Below are 17,416 nucleotides of genomic sequence, written 5' to 3' on the forward strand. Positions count from 1 at the left end.
AATAAAAAGCCCCGCACTTCTTTCGAAGGCGGGGCTTTTGGTGTGGCGGCGATCAGAACAAATCGATCGGTGCCGCCTCGTCTGCTGGTAGCGGGCTACCCGGTACGTTGCCGTTACCCAGCTCATTGACTGACGGTGGCGTGTCTTCGGCCTTGAACAGTTCGAAGTAGGCGCCAGGCGTGCTTGGAGTGGCTGCACGACCGCTGACCGGGTCGACCCGCAGGCTGAGGATGCCTTCAGGTTCCGGCTGGGTATGAGGCGGCTTGCCTTTGAGGGCGGCGCCCATGTAGTTCATCCAGATCGGCAGGGCAACGGTGCCGCCGAACTCGCGCTTGCCCAGGCTTTCAGGCTGGTCGAAACCGGTCCAGACGGTGGTCACGTAATCGGCGTTGTAGCCGGAGAACCAGGCGTCCTTGGATTCGTTGGTGGTGCCGGTCTTGCCCGCGATGTCGCTGCGGCCCAAGGCTAGTGCACGGCGGCCGGTACCAAGTTTGATCACATCCTCGAGCATGCTGTTGAGAATGTAGGTAGTGCGGCCATCAATGATGCGTTCGGCCACCGCTGGCGCTTGTGATACTGGCTGGGCGCTCGGCGCTTCGCCTGGGGTGGCGTTGACGGTGAAGGTATTGGCGGCCGGCACGGCGATGCCGTCGCTGACTACGTTGCCTTTCGGAACGCTCGGCGGGTTGGCAACGAATAACGTATCGCCGTTGCGGCTTTCGATCTTGTCGATGATGTACGGGCTGATCTTGTAGCCGCCGTTGGCGAAGGTGCTCCAACCAGTGGCGATCTCCATTGGCGTCAGGGTCGCGGTACCCAGCGCCAGGGACAGGTTACGCGGCAGGTCCTGCTTGTTGAAGCCGAACTTGCTGATGTAGTCGATGGTGCGGTCGACGCCCAGCGCTTGCAGTAGGCGGATCGATACCAGGTTGCGCGACTTGTAGAGCGCTTCACGCATGCGGATCGGGCCGAGGAAGGTGTTGGTGTCGTTCTTCGGGCGCCAGACCTTGTCCAGGTACTCGTCGACGAACACGATCGGTGCGTCGTTCACCAGGCTCGCGGCGGTGTAGCCGTTGTCCAGGGCGGCGCTATAGACGAATGGCTTGAAGCTCGAGCCCGGCTGACGCTTGGCCTGCATGGCGCGGTTGTAGTTGCTCTGCTCAAAGGCGAAGCCGCCGACCAGCGAACGAATGGCACCGTTCTGCGGATCAAGGGACACCAGTGCGCCCTGGGCTTGTGGGATCTGGCTGAATTTGAGCGAGTTGTCTGGCTGGCGTTGTACGCGAATCAGATCGCCGACCTGTGCGACATCCGACGGCTGCTTCGGATTGGCGCCCGTGCTGTTGGTGTTCAGGAACGGACGGGCCCACTTCATGGTGTCCCAGGCAACGTGTTCTTCGCCGGTGCGGGTCAGCACCTGCACGCCGTTCTTGTCGACCTGGGTCACGATCGCCGGCTCCAGGCTGCTGATGGTCCGCTGCTTGGTCAGTTCCAGGGTCCAGGCCTCTCGGGTTTTACCCGGCAAGCGTGACTCGGGGCCGCGATAACCGTGCCGTTGATCGTAGGTCATCAAGCCTTCATGAACCGCGGTGTTGGCCATTTCCTGCAAATCGCTCGGCACCGTGGTGGTGACGCGGAAACCTTCGGTGTACGCGTCGCTGCCATAGCGACCGACCATTTCGGCGCGGGCCATTTCGGCGACGTACGGTGCGTTCACTTCCGGGGTCGGCACATGGTAGCTGGCGTTCAGCGGTTCGTTGATCGCCGCGGTGTAGTCGGCTTCGGTGATCTTGCCGAGCTTGTACATGCGCCCCAGGATCCAGTCGCGACGCTCCTTGCTGCGGGCCGGGTTGGCCAGCGGGTTGAAGCGCGACGGGGCTTTTGGCAGACCGGCGATCATCGCCATCTGCGCCAGGCTGACGTCACGAATCGACTTGCCGTAATACACCTGCGCCGCTGCCTCGATGCCATAGGCGCGGTTGCCCAGGTAAATCTTGTTGACGTACAGCTCGAGGATTTCGTCCTTGGTCAGCTGTCGTTCGATCTGCAGAGCCAGGAGGATTTCGGTGGTCTTGCGCGAGAAGCTGCGTTCGCTGCTCAGGAAGAAGTTCTTCGCCACCTGCATGGTGATGGTGCTGCCGCCGGACTGAATGTGTCCGCTCTTTACCAGCTGGGTGGCGGCACGCATCAGGCTGCTGGGATCGACGCCATAGTGGTTGGCGAAATTGTCGTCTTCAGCACTTAGTAACGCATTGATGAAATTGGGGGGAATGTCGGCGAAACGGATCGGCGTACGGCGCATTTCGCCAAATTCTGCGATCAACTTGTTGTCGCTGCTGTACACCCGCAAAGGAATCTGCAACTGAATACTTCTCAGCGCCTCCACGGATGGCAATCCAGGGCTAAGGTAAAGAAAGGCGCCGCTCAGACCCAGGAGCAGTCCGCAGAAAACGGCGACGATGGACCAACCGAAAAATTTCAGCAGACGAATCAAGGCTTTTGGATATCCAGGGCAAAGAATGAATTAGGCATCAGGGTTCAGGCTATAAAGAGAATGACCCGCGCTTGCAGTGAAAGCGGAAAAACGCTCGGCATTATAAGCATTTTTCCGCCGGGAGCGTCATTTGCGCTTCTGTCAAGACGGGGGGTATTGAACGCAATGGATATTACAGAGTCCGTAACTCACGGATAGTCATAGGGAATTGCTAGTGCTAGGACTCTTCAATAAAAAAACCAGTGCGCTTTTGGGGATCGACATCAGCTCTACGTCGGTGAAGCTGCTGGAATTAAGCCGCCAGGGCGATCGGTACCGGGTCGAGGCCTATGCGGTCGAACCGCTGCCCGCCAGTGCCGTGGTCGAAAAAAATATCGCCGAGCTTGAAGGCGTGGGGCAGGCTCTTGCGCGGGTGCTGCTCAAGGCCAAAACCAGCCAGAGGAATGTCGCTGTGGCGGTGGCCGGCTCGGCGGTGATCACCAAGACCATCGAGATGGACGCCGGTCTTTCCGACGACGAGATGGAAAACCAGCTGAAGATCGAGGCTGATCAGTACATCCCTTATCCGCTGGATGAAGTGGCGATCGACTTCGAGGTACAGGGCGCGTCAGTGCGCAACCCCGAGCGGGTCAATGTGCTGCTGGCCGCCTGTCGCAAGGAAAACGTCGAGGTTCGTGAAGCGGCCCTGGCCCTGGCCGGGCTGACCGCGCGAGTAGTCGATGTCGAAGCCTATGCCCTGGAGCGATCGTTCGGCTTGCTGGCAACCCAGCTGGCCGCCTCTCAGGAGCATCTGACCGTGGCGGTGGTCGATATCGGCGCCACCATGACCACCCTGAGCGTGTTGAACAATGGGCGGATCATCTACACCCGCGAACAATTGTTCGGCGGCCGACAACTGACGGAAGAAATCCAGCGCCGTTATGGCCTGACGGTCGAGCAGGCAGGGTTGGCGAAGAAACAGGGTGGTTTGCCGGACGATTACGTCAGTGAGGTCTTGCAGCCGTTTCGGGATGCGTTGGTGCAACAAGTATCGCGCTCATTGCAGTTTTTCTTTGCCTCCGGCCAATACAGCTCGGTCGATCACATTCTCCTGGCCGGCGGCACTGCCTCGGTCCCAGGGCTGGATCGGTTGATCGAGCAGCGCCTGGGTACGCCGACCCAGGTCGCCAATCCGTTCTCCAACATGACTCTTGGCAGCAAGGTCAACGCCGGTGCCCTGGCCAGCGATGCGCCAGCACTGATGATCGCCTGCGGGCTGGCCCTCAGGAGTTTCGACTGATGGCACGGATCAATCTTTTACCCTGGCGTGAAGAGTTGCGCGAAGCGCGTCGCAAACGCTTTTTGCTGGCGTTGGTCGGTGTGCTGGTGGGCTCGGTCGGGGCGTTGCTGATCACGGACCAGGTGATTAACGGCGCCATTGATCGGCAAGTTGCCCGCAACGATTACATTGCCAAACAGATTGCCGTGGTCGACGAGCGGATCAAACAGATCAGCGACCTCAAGGCGCGTCGCCAGCAACTCGTCGAGCGCATGCGCATCATCCAGGACCTGCAAGGCAATCGGCCTATCAGTGGGAGGATCTTCGACCAGTTGGCGCGCACTTTGCCGGACGGCGTGTACTTCACCGAAGTGAAGATGGTCGGCAAAACCTTATCCATCACCGGCGCGGCAGAGTCCAACAATCGCGTTTCGGATTTGATGCGCAATCTTGATGCGTCCGACTGGTTCGATGCGCCCAATCTCACCGAGGTCAAAGCGACCACCGCCGGTCAGCTGGATCAGGCCAATGTTTTCCAGTTGACCGTCCGTCAGACTCAGCCGGCAATTGTGGGGGTGGCTAAATGAAGCCGTCCGAATGGCTCGAAGGGTTGCGCCAGATCGACATCAACGATCTGGACACCAACAACATGGGTTCCTGGCCGGCGGCGATCAAGGTCCTGGCGAGTGTCCTGCTTATGGTTCTGGTGCTGGCCCTGGGCTACAGCTTCTTGATCAGCGACCTGCAAGACCACCTCGAACTCAAGCGAGAGGAGGAGTCGACGCTCAAGGAGCAGTTCGCGACCAAGGCCCACATGGCGGCCAATCTTGAGTTGTATACCCAGCAGATGAAGGAAATGGAGAACTCCTTCGGCATGCTATTACGGCAACTGCCCAGCGACACCGAAGTGCCCGGCCTGCTGGAGGACATCACCCGCACTGGCTTGGGCAGCGGCCTTGAGTTCGAAGAGATCAAGCTGCTCCCGGAGGTCACCCAGCAGTTCTACATCGAGCTCCCTATCCAGATCACCGTCACCGGCGCCTATCACGACCTGGCCACGTTCGTCAGTGGTGTGGCGGGGCTGCCGCGGATCGTCACCCTGCATGATTTCGACCTGGTGCCAGCCAATCGCGATGGCGGTCCGAAGTTGCGCATGAGCATCCTTGCCAAGACCTACCGCTACAACGACAAGGGGTTGCAGAAATGAGCCCGATTCGTTGCCTGTCGATGGTTATGTGTCTGGTCGTCCTGGCTGGTTGTGGCGGTGACAATGGTTTCAGCGATATCGACGCCTACCTGAACGAAGTGCGTCTGCGAGCGCCCGGCAAGATTGAGCCAACGCCGACGTTCCAGTCTTATCCGACATTCACCTACAGCGCTGCCAACCTGCGCAGCCCGTTCTCCCGTCAGGTCAGAGTCGATCTGGCCGGCCAGAAGCACGGCTCGCGCAACGTCAAGCCCGACCCCAACCGGGTCAAGCAGTACCTCGAAGGTTTCAACATCGAGCAATTTGAAATGGTCGGCACAATCTCCAATGCCTCTGGCTCCTTTGCGCTGCTGCGTGGGGCGGGTGGTGTGCATCGGCTGAAAGTCGGCGATTACCTGGGACGTAATGATGGGCGGATCGTCGCCATCAGCGCTTCGCAAGTCGATGTGGTCGAAATCGTTCCCGACGGCGAAGGCGCCTGGCTGGAGCGGCCGCGGACCATCCCTTTGAAAGAGCACTCATAGTGGAACTCGAACAATGAACAGGATTTTCTCAACCTTCGGTCTTTCGCTATGGATAGCGTTTCTGTCGCCGTTGGTACAGGCGGCCAACCTCAAAGCGCTGGATGTCGCGGCGCTGCCTGGTGACCGTGTCGAGCTGAAGTTGTCGTTCGACGGGCCACCACCGCAGCCGCATGGCTATACGACGGAGCAGCCTGCGCGGATTGCGCTGGACCTGCCGGGAGTTACCAGCCAGCTGGCGAACAAGAGTCGTGACCTGGGCGGCGGCAATGCTCGCAGCGCCACGGTGGTGGAAGCCAAGGACCGCACGCGGCTGATCATTGGTCTGACTCAACTGACTCCGTATAACGCACGTGTCGAAGGCAACAATCTGTTTGTGGTTGTCGGGCAGGCGGCCGGCAACAAGGCGTCCAAACCGATTGCCAGCGCACCACGCGCGGCCACGGCGGTACCCGCGCCCGCCAGAGCCAGTGCTCCCGTGGGCAAAGCCATCCGTGGCGTGGATTTCCAGCGTGGCACCCAGGGTGAAGGCAACGTGGTTATCGATCTGTCGGATCCCTCCATCGCCCCGGATATCCAGGAGCGCGATGGCAAGATCATCGTCGCCTTCACCAAGACCCAATTGCCTGAACGGTTGCGCGTACGCCTCGACGTCAAGGATTTCGCTACCCCGGTGCAGTTCGTCAATGCCAGCGCCACGGGCGATCGGGCTGTCATCAGCATCGAGCCCGGCGGCGCCTTCGATTATTCGACCTATCAGACCGATAACAAACTGACCATCAGCGTTCGGCCTATGACGGTCGATGACTTGCAAAAACGCAACGCCGAACGTTTTGCCTACAGCGGCGAAAAGCTCTCGCTAAATTTCCAGGACATTGATGTGCGCTCGGTGCTGCAGCTGATCGCCGATTTCACCAACCTCAATCTGGTGGCCAGTGACACCGTACAGGGCGGCATCACGTTGCGCCTGCAGAATGTGCCGTGGGATCAGGCGCTGGATCTGGTGCTGAAAACCAAAGGCCTGGATAAACGCAAGATCGGCAATGTGCTGCTGGTGGCGCCGGCCGATGAAATCGCCGCCCGGGAGCGTCAGGAGCTGGAGTCGCAGAAGCAAATCGCCGAACTGGCGCCTCTGCGTCGCGAGCTGTTGCAGGTCAACTACGCCAAGGCTGCCGATATCGCCAAGCTGTTCCAGTCGGTGACCAGTGCCGAGGCGAAAGTCGACGAGCGTGGTTCAATCACTGTTGATGAGCGGACCAACAACATCATTGCCTACCAGACCCAGGACCGCCTCGACGAACTGCGTCGCATCGTTGCACAGCTGGATATTCCGGTGCGTCAGGTGATGATCGAGGCGCGCATCGTTGAAGCCAACGTCGATTACGACAAAAGCCTCGGCGTGCGCTGGGGCGGTTCGGTGCAGAAGGGTAACTGGAACGGCTCCGGGGTTAACGGCTCTTCGACCACCGTTGGCACGCCGGGCAGCACCAGCACCAACTCGCCGTTCGTCGACCTGGGGGCCTCATCCAACACCTCGGGGATCGGCATCGCCTTCATTACCGACAATGTGCTGCTGGACCTTGAGCTGACGGCCATGGAAAAAACCGGCAACGGGGAAATCGTCTCGCAGCCCAAGGTGGTCACGTCTGACAAGGAAACCGCGAAAATCCTCAAGGGCACCGAAATCCCCTATCAGGAAGCCAGCTCCAGCGGTGCCACTTCAGTGTCGTTCAAGGAAGCCTCGCTGTCCCTGGAAGTGACGCCGCAGATCACCCCGGACAACCGCATCATCATGGAGGTCAAGGTCACCAAGGACGAACCGGACTACCTGAACAAAGTGCAGGATGTACCGCCGATCAAGAAAAACGAGGTCAACGCCAAGGTATTGGTCAACGACGGCGAGACCATCGTGATTGGTGGGGTTTTCTCAAATACTCAGAGCAAGGTTGTAGATAAGGTGCCATTTCTCGGTGATGTGCCGTATCTTGGCCGCCTTTTCCGGCGTGACGTGGTTTCGGAGAAAAAATCCGAGCTGCTGGTATTTCTCACTCCGCGTATCATGAACAATCAGGCGATTGCTGTGAGTCATTGATTCTGTGCGAAATTTGATTCTTGTTGGACCGATGGGGGCTGGAAAAAGCACCATCGGCCGGTTGCTGGCCAAAGAGCTGCGCCTGCCGTTCAAAGATTCCGATAAGGAAATTGAATTGCGCACGGGCGCCAATATCCCGTGGATTTTCGATAAGGAAGGCGAACCGGGCTTTCGTGACCGCGAGCAGGCGATGATTGCCGAGCTGTGCGCGTCCGACGGCGTGGTGTTGGCGACCGGTGGCGGAGCGGTAATGCGCGAGGCCAATCGTCGGGCGCTGCACGCCGGTGGTCGGGTGGTCTATCTGCACGCGTCTGTCGAGCAGCAAGTGGGCCGAACGGCTCGCGATCGCAATCGGCCACTGCTGCGTACCGCCGATCCGGCCAAGACCCTGCGGGACTTGCTGGCGATCCGTGACCCGCTGTATCGGGAAATCGCCGACCTGGTGGTGGAAACCGATGAGCGGCCGCCGCGGATGGTGGTGCTCGATATTCTCGAACGCTTGCAGCAACTGCCGCCCCGTTAATGCTCGAGGCGAAATGCGCTATCCTCGGCGTCCTGTCGCAGTCGCTCAAGGTTGTGGCGGATGGCTACCGGACGGCGTCACACCAGCAGACGCCATGGAATTCGTAAACTCAAGGCAGGACGCCTGATTCCATCTTCACTGTGGGGACACATGCAGACACTCAAGGTCGATCTAGGCGAGCGCAGCTACCCGATTCATATTGGCGAAGGTTTGTTGGATAAGCCTGAGCTGCTGGCCCCGCATATCCGCGGGCGGCAGGTGGCGATCATCTCCAACGAGACTGTCGCGCCGCTCTACCTCGAGCGTCTGACCCGCAGTCTGGCGCAGTTCTCGGTCATTTCCGTGGTGCTGCCCGACGGCGAAGCCTTCAAGACCTGGGAAACCCTGCAACTGATTTTCGATGGCCTGCTGACTGCTCGGCACGACCGCCGCACCACGGTGATCGCCCTCGGTGGCGGTGTGATCGGTGACATGGCCGGTTTTGCGGCCGCCTGCTACCAGCGGGGCGTCGATTTCATCCAGGTGCCGACCACGTTGCTGTCGCAAGTCGATTCTTCGGTGGGCGGCAAGACCGGGATCAATCATCCGCTGGGCAAGAACATGGTCGGCGCTTTCTATCAGCCCAACGTGGTGCTGATCGATACCGCCACCCTCAACACTCTGCCGGCCCGCGAACTGTCTGCCGGGCTGGCGGAAGTCATCAAGTACGGGCTGATCTGCGACGAACCATTCCTGACCTGGCTCGAAGAAAACGTCGATCGCCTGCGCGCCCTGGACCAGACCGCCCTGACTTACGCCATCGAACGCTCCTGCGCGGCCAAGGCTGCGGTGGTGGGTGCCGACGAGAAAGAGACCGGCGTGCGTGCCACGTTGAATCTGGGCCATACCTTTGGTCACGCGATCGAAACCCATATGGGCTATGGTGTCTGGTTGCATGGTGAAGCGGTCGCTGCTGGCACCGTAATGGCTCTGGAAATGTCAGCGCGCCTGGGCTGGATCAGCGAAGCGGAGCGTGATCGTGGTATTCGCCTGTTCCAGCGCGCCGGCTTGCCGGTCATCCCGCCGGAAGAGATGACCGAAGCCGATTTTCTCGAACACATGGCAATTGACAAGAAAGTGATCGACGGTCGTTTACGCCTGGTGCTGCTGCGCCACATGGGCGAAGCAGTGGTGACCGACGATTATCCGAAAGAGGTTTTACAGGCCACGCTGGGAGCGGATTACCGCGCCCTGGCTCAGCTTAAAGGTTAATAAGATCCCGATGACTAGTTTGCATGCCGACGAGGCTTTCCTCGGCCATTACCAGTTAAGTCATGACCCTTTTGCTCCACGGGTGCCTGGCTTCAAATTCTTTCCGGCCCAGCGCAAGCCGGTGCTGGGCCAGTTACACCACCTGGCTCGCTACAGCCAGTTGCTGCTGGTGGTCACCGGTCCGCAAGGCAGCGGTAAAACCCTGTTGCGCCAGGCCTTGGTGGCCAGCACCAACAAACAGTCAGTGCAGAGCGTGGTGGTTTCCGCCCGTGGCGCCGGCGATGCGGCTGGTGTGCTGAATCAAGTGGCTCAGGCGCTGGACGTTGCCCAGGCCGAGATCGGCGCGATCCTGGCTCAAGTGGTGCAGCTTGCACTTACGGGGCAGGAAGTCTATTTGCTGGTGGACGACGCCGAGCAACTTGACGAGTCCGCGCTGGAGGCTCTGCTGGCCCTGGCTGCCGGTGCCCCTGAAGGTCGTCCGCACGTATTCCTGTTCGGTGAGTCCTCGCTGATTGCTCAACTTGATGCGCTGAGCCTCGAGGAAGAGCGTTTTCACGTCATCGAATTGCAGCCCTACACCGAAGAAGAAACCCGCGAATATCTGGATCAGCGTCTCGAAGGTGCTGGCCGGGGAATCGAACTTTTCACCGCGGATCAGATCTCTGATATTCACGAAAGCTCCGACGGTTGGCCTGGCAACATCAACCAGGTCGCCCGCGATGCAATGATCGAAGCCATGATTGCCAGCCGCTCAGCGGTCAAGCGTCCAAGTATGGGGTTCAACATGCCGAAGAAACACGTATTGGCGATTTCCGCCGTCGTCGTGGTCGCGGTAGCCGCCGCCTGGTTGATGCCGGGTCGCAACAAAGCACCGACCACCGGCGCGCCTGCCAACGAACAGGCACAACTGCCGTTGGGCCAGGGCACGCCAAAACCTAACAGCGGAGGTGCTCCCGCCGTGGAGTTCGCCGGTAATACGCAGCCGATGCCATTACCGTTGGTCGGTAACTCGCAGCCAGTGATGCGCGGTCCGTTGGCCGAAGCGGCTGGTGGCATTACCGAAGGCGATGATGGCGTACCGGTCGAAGGCTCCAGCGCTACACCGCCGACCGTGACCACCACCGCGCCGCCGGCTGGCGTTCCAGCGGGGCCAGCGCCAACACCGGCCGCCAAACCGACGCCTGTCCCGACTCAGGTCGCGACTGCCAAGCCAGTAGCGCCTGTGGCTAAGCCAGCCCCTGCGCCGGCTGCCAAACCGGCTCCAGCGCCCGCCAAGCCGGCTGTCGTGGCCAAACCTGTCGAGAAGCCAGCCACCGTGGCCAAAGCCGCCGGTGGCAGCTGGTATGCAGGCCAGGCGCCGGGTAACTACGTGGTGCAGATCCTCGGCACCAGCTCCGAATCGGCCGCGCAAAGCTTCGTCAAAGAGCAGGGCGGCGAGTACCGTTATTTCAAGAAAGTGCTCAACGGCAAGCCGCTTTACGTCATCACCTACGGTAGCTTCGCCAACCGCGATGCAGCCGTTACTGCCATCAAGGCCTTGCCAGCGAAGGTTCAGGCTGGTAAACCTTGGCCTCGCACTGTCGCCAGCGTCCAACAGGAACTGGCAACAACTCGCTGAAGATTCGGCGGCCTTACCCAGGCCGCCTCTCCAAGCACCTCAAAATTTCTACAAGCGCATGCCGCCAACAGTCCCTGCGGCCGCGTGCCTTGTGGTGTCTGCGTCACAGTAGTCTTTGAGTCGCTGCGGTCAAAATTAAAAAAATTTTGACTAGCACAGCATATCGCTTTAAACCTTTCACAAATGCGACATAGATTTGCGACATTTCGTCGTCAAATTTGTGAGCCTCTGTGTCGGTGTGTACAATGACCTCCCTTTTGCCCCCGCAAAGCTGGCGTACGTTCGGCGCGGATGGTAACTGGTTGAATTGAAAAGAAATTTGCCTCGATAAGAGGCAGCCTGGTGAGAAAGTGTCTATGAAAGCAGGTCTGTACCAACCAGATGAATTCAAGGATAACTGCGGTTTTGGCCTGATAGCCCATATGCAGGGCGAGCCCAGTCATACCCTTTTGCAAACGGCCATTGAGGCCCTGACCTGCATGACCCACCGCGGTGGGATCAACGCCGACGGCAAGACCGGTGACGGTTGCGGTCTGCTGATTCAAAAGCCGGATGTGTTCCTGCGTGCCATCGCCCAGGAAACCTTCGGCGTCGAACTACCCAAGCAATATGCCGTGGGCATGGTCTTCTTCAACCAGGATCCGGTGAAAGCCGAAGCCGCTCGCGAGAACATGAACCGCGAAATCCTGGCCGAAGGCCTGACCCTGGTCGGCTGGCGCAAAGTGCCGATCGACACCAGCGTCCTCGGCCGCCTGGCCCTCGAGCGCCTGCCGCTGATCGAGCAAGTGTTCGTCGGTGGTGAAGGCCTGAGCGATCAGGACATGGCGATCAAGCTGTTCAGCGCCCGTCGTCGTTCGTCCGTGGCCAACGCCGCCGATGTCGATCACTACATCTGCAGTTTTTCCCACAAGACCATTATTTACAAAGGCCTGATGATGCCGGCGGATTTGACCGCCTTCTATCCAGACCTCAGCGACCAGCGCCTGCAAACTTCGATCTGCGTGTTCCACCAACGCTTTTCGACCAACACGCTGCCGAAATGGCCGCTGGCGCAGCCGTTCCGTTTCCTTGCCCACAACGGCGAGATCAACACCATCACCGGCAACCGCAACTGGGCCGTGGCCCGTCGCACCAAGTTCACCAATGATCTGATGGATCTGGATGAACTCGGCCCGCTGGTGAACCGTGTCGGTTCCGACTCCTCCAGCATGGACAACATGCTCGAGCTGATGGTCACCGGTGGCATCGACCTGTTCCGTGGCGTGCGGATGATCATTCCGCCTGCGTGGCAGAACGTTGAAACCATGGACCCGGATCTGCGTGCGTTCTACGAATACAACTCGATGCACATGGAACCGTGGGACGGCCCGGCTGGCGTGGTAATGACCGATGGTCGTTACGCGGTGTGCCTGCTCGACCGTAACGGCCTGCGTCCGGCGCGTTGGGTGACCACCAAGAACGGTTTCATCACCCTGGCCTCGGAAATCGGTGTCTGGAACTACCAGCCTGAAGACGTGATCGCCAAGGGGCGTGTCGGCCCGGGCCAGATCTTTGCCGTGGACACCGAAACCGGTCAGATCCTCGACACCGACGCCATCGACAACCGCTTGAAGTCCCGTCATCCGTACAAGCAATGGCTGCGCAAGAATGCCCTGCGCATTCAGGCGACCATGGAAGACAACGACCACGGATCAGCGTTCTACGACGTCGACCAGCTCAAGCAATACATGAAGATGTACCAGGTCACGTTCGAAGAGCGCGACCAGGTGCTGCGTCCGCTGGGCGAGCAAGGCTACGAAGCCGTCGGCTCGATGGGCGACGATACGCCGATGGCCGTGCTGTCCCAGCGCGTGCGTACGCCGTACGACTATTTCCGTCAGCAGTTCGCGCAGGTCACCAACCCGCCGATCGACCCGCTGCGCGAAGCCATCGTCATGTCGCTGGAAGTCTGCCTCGGTGCCGAGCGCAACATCTTCCAGGAGTCGCCGGAACACGCCTCGCGCGTGATCCTCAGCTCGCCGGTCATTTCTCCGGCCAAGTGGCGCTCGCTGATGAACCTCGATCGCCCAGGCTTCGAGCGTCAGATCATCGACCTCAACTATGACGAGAGCGTCGGTCTCGAAGCCGCGGTGCGTAACGTCGCCGATCAGGCCGAAGAAGCCGTTCGCGCCGGTCGCACCCAGGTCGTACTGAGTGACCGTCACATTGCTCCGGGCAAGTTGCCGATCCACGCTTCGCTGGCGACTGGTGCCGTGCACCACCGCCTGACCGAAAAAGGCCTGCGTTGCGACTCCAACATTCTGGTGGAAACCGCGACCGCTCGTGATCCGCACCACTTCGCGGTATTGATCGGTTTCGGCGCCTCGGCGGTCTACCCGTTCCTGGCCTATGAAGTGCTGGGCGACCTGATCCGCACCGGTGAAGTGCTGGGCGACCTCTATGAGGTGTTCAAGAACTACCGCAAAGGCATCACCAAGGGCCTGCTCAAGATCCTGTCGAAGATGGGCATCTCGACCATCACGTCGTATCGCGGTGCGCAGCTGTTCGAAGCCATCGGCCTGTCCGAAGAAGTCTGCGAACTGAGCTTCCGTGGCGTGCCAAGCCGCATCAAGGGTGCACGCTTCGTCGACATCGAAACCGAGCAGAAAGCCCTGGCGGCCGAAGCCTGGAGCCCGCGCAAGCCGATCCAGCAGGGCGGTCTGTTGAAGTTCGTCCACGGTGGCGAATATCACGCCTACAACCCGGACGTGGTCAACACCTTGCAAGCCGCAGTGCAGCAGGGCGACTACAGCAAGTTCAAGGAATACACGTCACTGGTGGATAACCGCCCGGTGTCGATGATCCGTGACCTGCTCAAGGTCAAGACCCTCGACACGCCGCTGGACATCAGCGAAGTCGAGCCTCTGGAGTCGGTGCTCAAGCGCTTCGACTCCGCTGGTATTTCGCTGGGCGCTCTGTCGCCGGAAGCTCACGAAGCCCTGGCCGAAGCCATGAACCGCCTCGGCGCGCGTTCGAACTCCGGCGAAGGCGGCGAAGACCCGGCACGTTACGGCACCATCAAGAGCTCGAAAATCAAGCAGGTCGCCACAGGCCGCTTTGGTGTGACCCCGGAATACCTGGTCAACGCTGAAGTGCTGCAGATCAAAGTCGCCCAGGGTGCCAAGCCCGGCGAAGGTGGTCAGCTGCCAGGCGGCAAGGTCAACGGTCTGATCGCCAAACTGCGTTATGCAGTGCCGGGCGTGACCCTGATTTCTCCACCGCCGCACCACGACATCTATTCGATCGAAGACTTGTCGCAGCTGATTTTCGACCTGAAACAAGTCAATCCGAAGGCATTGGTCTCGGTGAAACTGGTGGCGGAAGCGGGCGTCGGCACCATCGCGGCCGGTGTGGCCAAGGCCTACGCGGACTTGATCACCATCTCCGGCTACGACGGCGGCACCGGTGCATCGCCACTGACTTCGATCAAATACGCGGGCGCACCGTGGGAACTCGGCCTGGCCGAAACCCACCAGACCCTGCGTGGCAACGACCTGCGCGGCAAGGTACGGGTACAGACCGACGGCGGCCTGAAAACCGGCCTCGACGTTATCAAGGCTGCGATCCTCGGCGCTGAAAGCTTCGGCTTCGGCACCGCGCCAATGATCGCCCTGGGCTGCAAATACCTGCGCATCTGCCACCTGAACAACTGCGCCACCGGCGTCGCGACTCAGAACGAGAAGCTGCGCAAGGATCACTACATCGGGACCGTCGACATGGTGGTGAATTTCTTCACCTACGTCGCCGAAGAAACCCGTGAGTGGCTGGCCAAGCTGGGCGTGCGCTCCCTCGAAGAGCTGATCGGCCGTACCGATCTGCTGGAAGTCCTCGAAGGCCAGACCGCCAAGCAGAACCACCTGGACCTGACCCCGTTGCTCGGCAGCGATCACATCCCGGCAGACAAGCCTCAATTCTGCCAGGTCGACCGCAACCCGCCGTTCGACAAAGGCCTGCTGGCCGAGAAAATGGTCGACATGGCCACCTCGGCGATCAACGACCTGAGCGGTGCCGATTTCGCCCTGGATATCTGCAACTGCGACCGTTCCATCGGCGCGCGGATTTCCGGTGAAATCGCTCGCAAACACGGCAATCAGGGCATGGCCAACGCGCCGATCACCTTCCGCTTCAAAGGCACGGCGGGTCAGAGCTTTGGCGTTTGGAACGCCGGTGGCCTGAACATGTACCTGGAAGGCGATGCCAACGACTACGTCGGCAAAGGCATGACCGGCGGCAAACTGGTCATCGTTCCGCCGAAAGGCAGCCTCTACAAGACGCAGGACAGTGCCATCATCGGCAACACCTGCCTGTATGGCGCCACCGGCGGCAAGCTGTTCGCCGCCGGCACCGCGGGCGAGCGTTTCGCGGTGCGTAACTCCGGTGCTCACACTGTGGTGGAAGGCACAGGCGATCACTGCTGCGAGTACATGACGGGTGGTTTCGTCTGCGTTCTGGGCAAGACCGGTTACAACTTCGGCTCAGGCATGACCGGCGGTTTCGCCTACGTGCTCGACCAGGACAACACCTTCGTTGACCGGGTCAACCACGAACTGGTGGAAATCCAGCGGATCAGCGGTGAGGCGATGGAAGCCTATCGCAGCCACTTGCAACGCGTGCTGAACGAATACGTCGAGGAAACCGACAGCGAGTGGGGTCGTAACCTCGCTGAAAACCTCGATGACTATCTGCGTCGTTTCTGGCTGGTCAAGCCCAAGGCTGCCAACCTGAAATCGTTGCTTTCCAGCACCCGTGCCAACCCGCAGTGATATGCGCCTGAAGAGTTTGATGAGGTTTTAACTATGGCTGAACGTCTGAATAACGACTTCCAGTTCATCGATGTCGGGCGCAAGGATCCGAAGAAGAAACTGTTGCGTCAACGCAAGAAAGAGTTCGTGGAAATCTACGAACCGTTCAAACCCCAGCAGTCGGCCGATCAGGCCCACCGCTGCCTGGGTTGCGGTAACCCGTATTGCGAATGGAAGTGCCCGGTGCACAACTTCATTCCCAACTGGCTCAAATTGGTGGCCGAGGGCAACATCCTCCAGGCCGCCGAGCTGTCGCACCAGACCAACACCCTGCCGGAAGTCTGCGGCCGGGTGTGTCCTCAGGATCGTCTGTGCGAGGGGGCCTGCACCCTCAACGACGGTTTCGGTGCGGTGACCATCGGTTCGGTCGAGAAGTACATCACCGACACCGCGTTCGCCATGGGCTGGCGCCCGGACATGTCCAAGGTCAAGCCGACCGGCAAGCGTGTTGCGGTAATCGGTGCGGGCCCTGCGGGCCTGGGCTGTGCCGACGTGCTGGTGCGTGGCGGCGTGACGCCGGTGGTGTTCGACAAGAACCCGGAAATCGGCGGTCTGCTGACCTTCGGCATTCCCGAGTTCAAGCTGGAAAAGACCGTGCTGAGCAATCGCCGCGAAGTCTTCACCAGCATGGGCATCGAGTTCCGCCTGAACACCGAAGTGGGCAAGGACGTGACCATGGAACAACTGCTCGAAGAATTCGATGCGGTCTTCATGGGCATGGGCACCTACACCTACATGAAGGGCGGCTTCGCCGGCGAGGACCTGCCAGGCGTGCACGACGCGCTGGACTTCCTGATCGCCAACGTCAACCGCAACCTGGGCTTTGAAAAGTCGCCGGAAGATTTCGTCGACATGAAAGGCAAGAAGGTGGTGGTGCTGGGCGGCGGCGACACGGCGATGGACTGCAACCGTACCTCGATTCGTCAGGGCGCCAAGGCGGTGACCTGTGCCTATCGTCGTGACGAAGCGAACATGCCGGGTTCGCGCAAAGAGGTGAAGAACGCCAAGGAAGAAGGCGTGAAATTCCTCTACAACCGCCAGCCGATCGCAATCGTCGGTGAAGACAAGGTCGAAGGCGTGAAGGTGGTCGAGACCCGTCTCGGCGAGCCGGATGCCCGTGGCCGTCGCAGCCCCGAGCCGATCCCGGGTTCCGAAGAGATCATCCCGGCCGACGCCGTGGTCATCGCGTTCGGTTTCCGTCCAAGCCCGGCGTCGTGGTTCGATCAGTTCAGCATCCAGACCGACAGCCAGGGCCGCGTTGTGGCACCAGAACAAGGTCAGTACAAGCACCAGACCAGCAACCCGAAAATCTTCGCCGGTGGTGACATGGTGCGCGGTTCCGACCTGGTGGTAACGGCGATCTTCGAAGGCCGCAATGCCGCCGAAGGGATCCTCGATTACCTGGGCGTCTGATTACATTTCAACCTGAAATGCGATCAAAAATGTGGGAGCGAGCTTGCTCGCGAATGCTTTGTATCAGTCACCTGATGTATTGACTGACACACCGCTTTCGCGAGCAAGCCCGCTCCCACATTGGTTTCCGGTTGTTGCTGAAACCAACGAAATCATTGCGACAAATTGACCCGATAGACAAAAGGCTGACCTGCATTC

Annotated in this window: 11 protein-coding genes; 10 read left to right on the plus strand and 1 reads right to left on the minus strand. The window is 60.0% G+C overall.

What is annotated here, in order from left to right; genetic code table 11:
• Positions 1–52 precede the first annotated feature (52 nt).
• The gene (locus tag AC30D7_RS18010; protein WP_490135033.1) at positions 53–2,491 is read right to left on the minus strand and encodes a penicillin-binding protein 1A; all 2,439 of its coding nucleotides are present in this window, start codon (positions 2,489–2,491) and stop codon (positions 53–55) included.
• 217 nt (positions 2,492–2,708) lie between these two features.
• On the opposite strand from AC30D7_RS18010, the gene AC30D7_RS18015 reads away from it, so the two are divergent.
• From AC30D7_RS18015 to AC30D7_RS18060, 10 genes are all read left to right on the plus strand, one after another.
• On the plus strand, positions 2,709–3,773 hold the full coding sequence (locus tag AC30D7_RS18015) for a pilus assembly protein PilM (RefSeq protein ID WP_490134956.1): 1,065 nt from the start codon (positions 2,709–2,711) through the stop codon (positions 3,771–3,773).
• Positions 3,773–4,339 (plus strand): PilN domain-containing protein, encoded by a 567-nt coding sequence (locus tag AC30D7_RS18020; protein ID WP_490134957.1) that lies wholly within the window; start codon positions 3,773–3,775, stop codon positions 4,337–4,339. Before AC30D7_RS18015 ends, AC30D7_RS18020 begins: the two co-directional genes overlap by 1 nt.
• Positions 4,336–4,959, plus strand: a complete 624-nt coding sequence (gene pilO / locus AC30D7_RS18025; protein WP_490134958.1) for a type 4a pilus biogenesis protein PilO — start codon at positions 4,336–4,338, stop codon at positions 4,957–4,959. Before AC30D7_RS18020 ends, pilO begins: the two co-directional genes overlap by 4 nt.
• Positions 4,956–5,483 (plus strand): pilus assembly protein PilP, encoded by a 528-nt coding sequence (locus AC30D7_RS18030; protein WP_490134959.1) that lies wholly within the window; start codon positions 4,956–4,958, stop codon positions 5,481–5,483. Before pilO ends, AC30D7_RS18030 begins: the two co-directional genes overlap by 4 nt.
• 13 nt (positions 5,484–5,496) lie before the next feature.
• Positions 5,497–7,572: a type IV pilus secretin PilQ gene (locus AC30D7_RS18035; protein WP_490134960.1), complete on the plus strand. Its 2,076-nt coding sequence runs from the start codon at positions 5,497–5,499 to the stop codon at positions 7,570–7,572.
• A gap of 4 nt (positions 7,573–7,576) precedes the next feature.
• Entirely contained in the window at positions 7,577–8,095 is a 519-nt protein-coding gene (gene aroK, locus AC30D7_RS18040) for a shikimate kinase AroK (protein ID WP_019581860.1), read from the plus strand.
• A 150-nt stretch (positions 8,096–8,245) separates the two neighbouring features.
• On the plus strand, positions 8,246–9,346 hold the full coding sequence (aroB, locus tag AC30D7_RS18045) for a 3-dehydroquinate synthase (protein ID WP_490134961.1): 1,101 nt from the start codon (positions 8,246–8,248) through the stop codon (positions 9,344–9,346).
• 10 nt (positions 9,347–9,356) lie between these two features.
• Positions 9,357–10,964: an AAA family ATPase gene (locus AC30D7_RS18050; protein WP_490134962.1), complete on the plus strand. Its 1,608-nt coding sequence runs from the start codon at positions 9,357–9,359 to the stop codon at positions 10,962–10,964.
• A gap of 356 nt (positions 10,965–11,320) precedes the next feature.
• Positions 11,321–15,766, plus strand: a complete 4,446-nt coding sequence (gene gltB / locus AC30D7_RS18055) for a glutamate synthase large subunit (RefSeq protein WP_490134963.1) — start codon at positions 11,321–11,323, stop codon at positions 15,764–15,766.
• 33 nt (positions 15,767–15,799) lie between these two features.
• Complete coding sequence (locus AC30D7_RS18060) at positions 15,800–17,218, plus strand: FAD-dependent oxidoreductase (RefSeq protein ID WP_490134964.1); 1,419 nt, start codon at positions 15,800–15,802, stop codon at positions 17,216–17,218.
• The last annotated feature ends 198 nt before the right edge of the window (positions 17,219–17,416 follow it).

It is taken from the genome of Pseudomonas sp. DF5 (assembly GCF_058148225.1).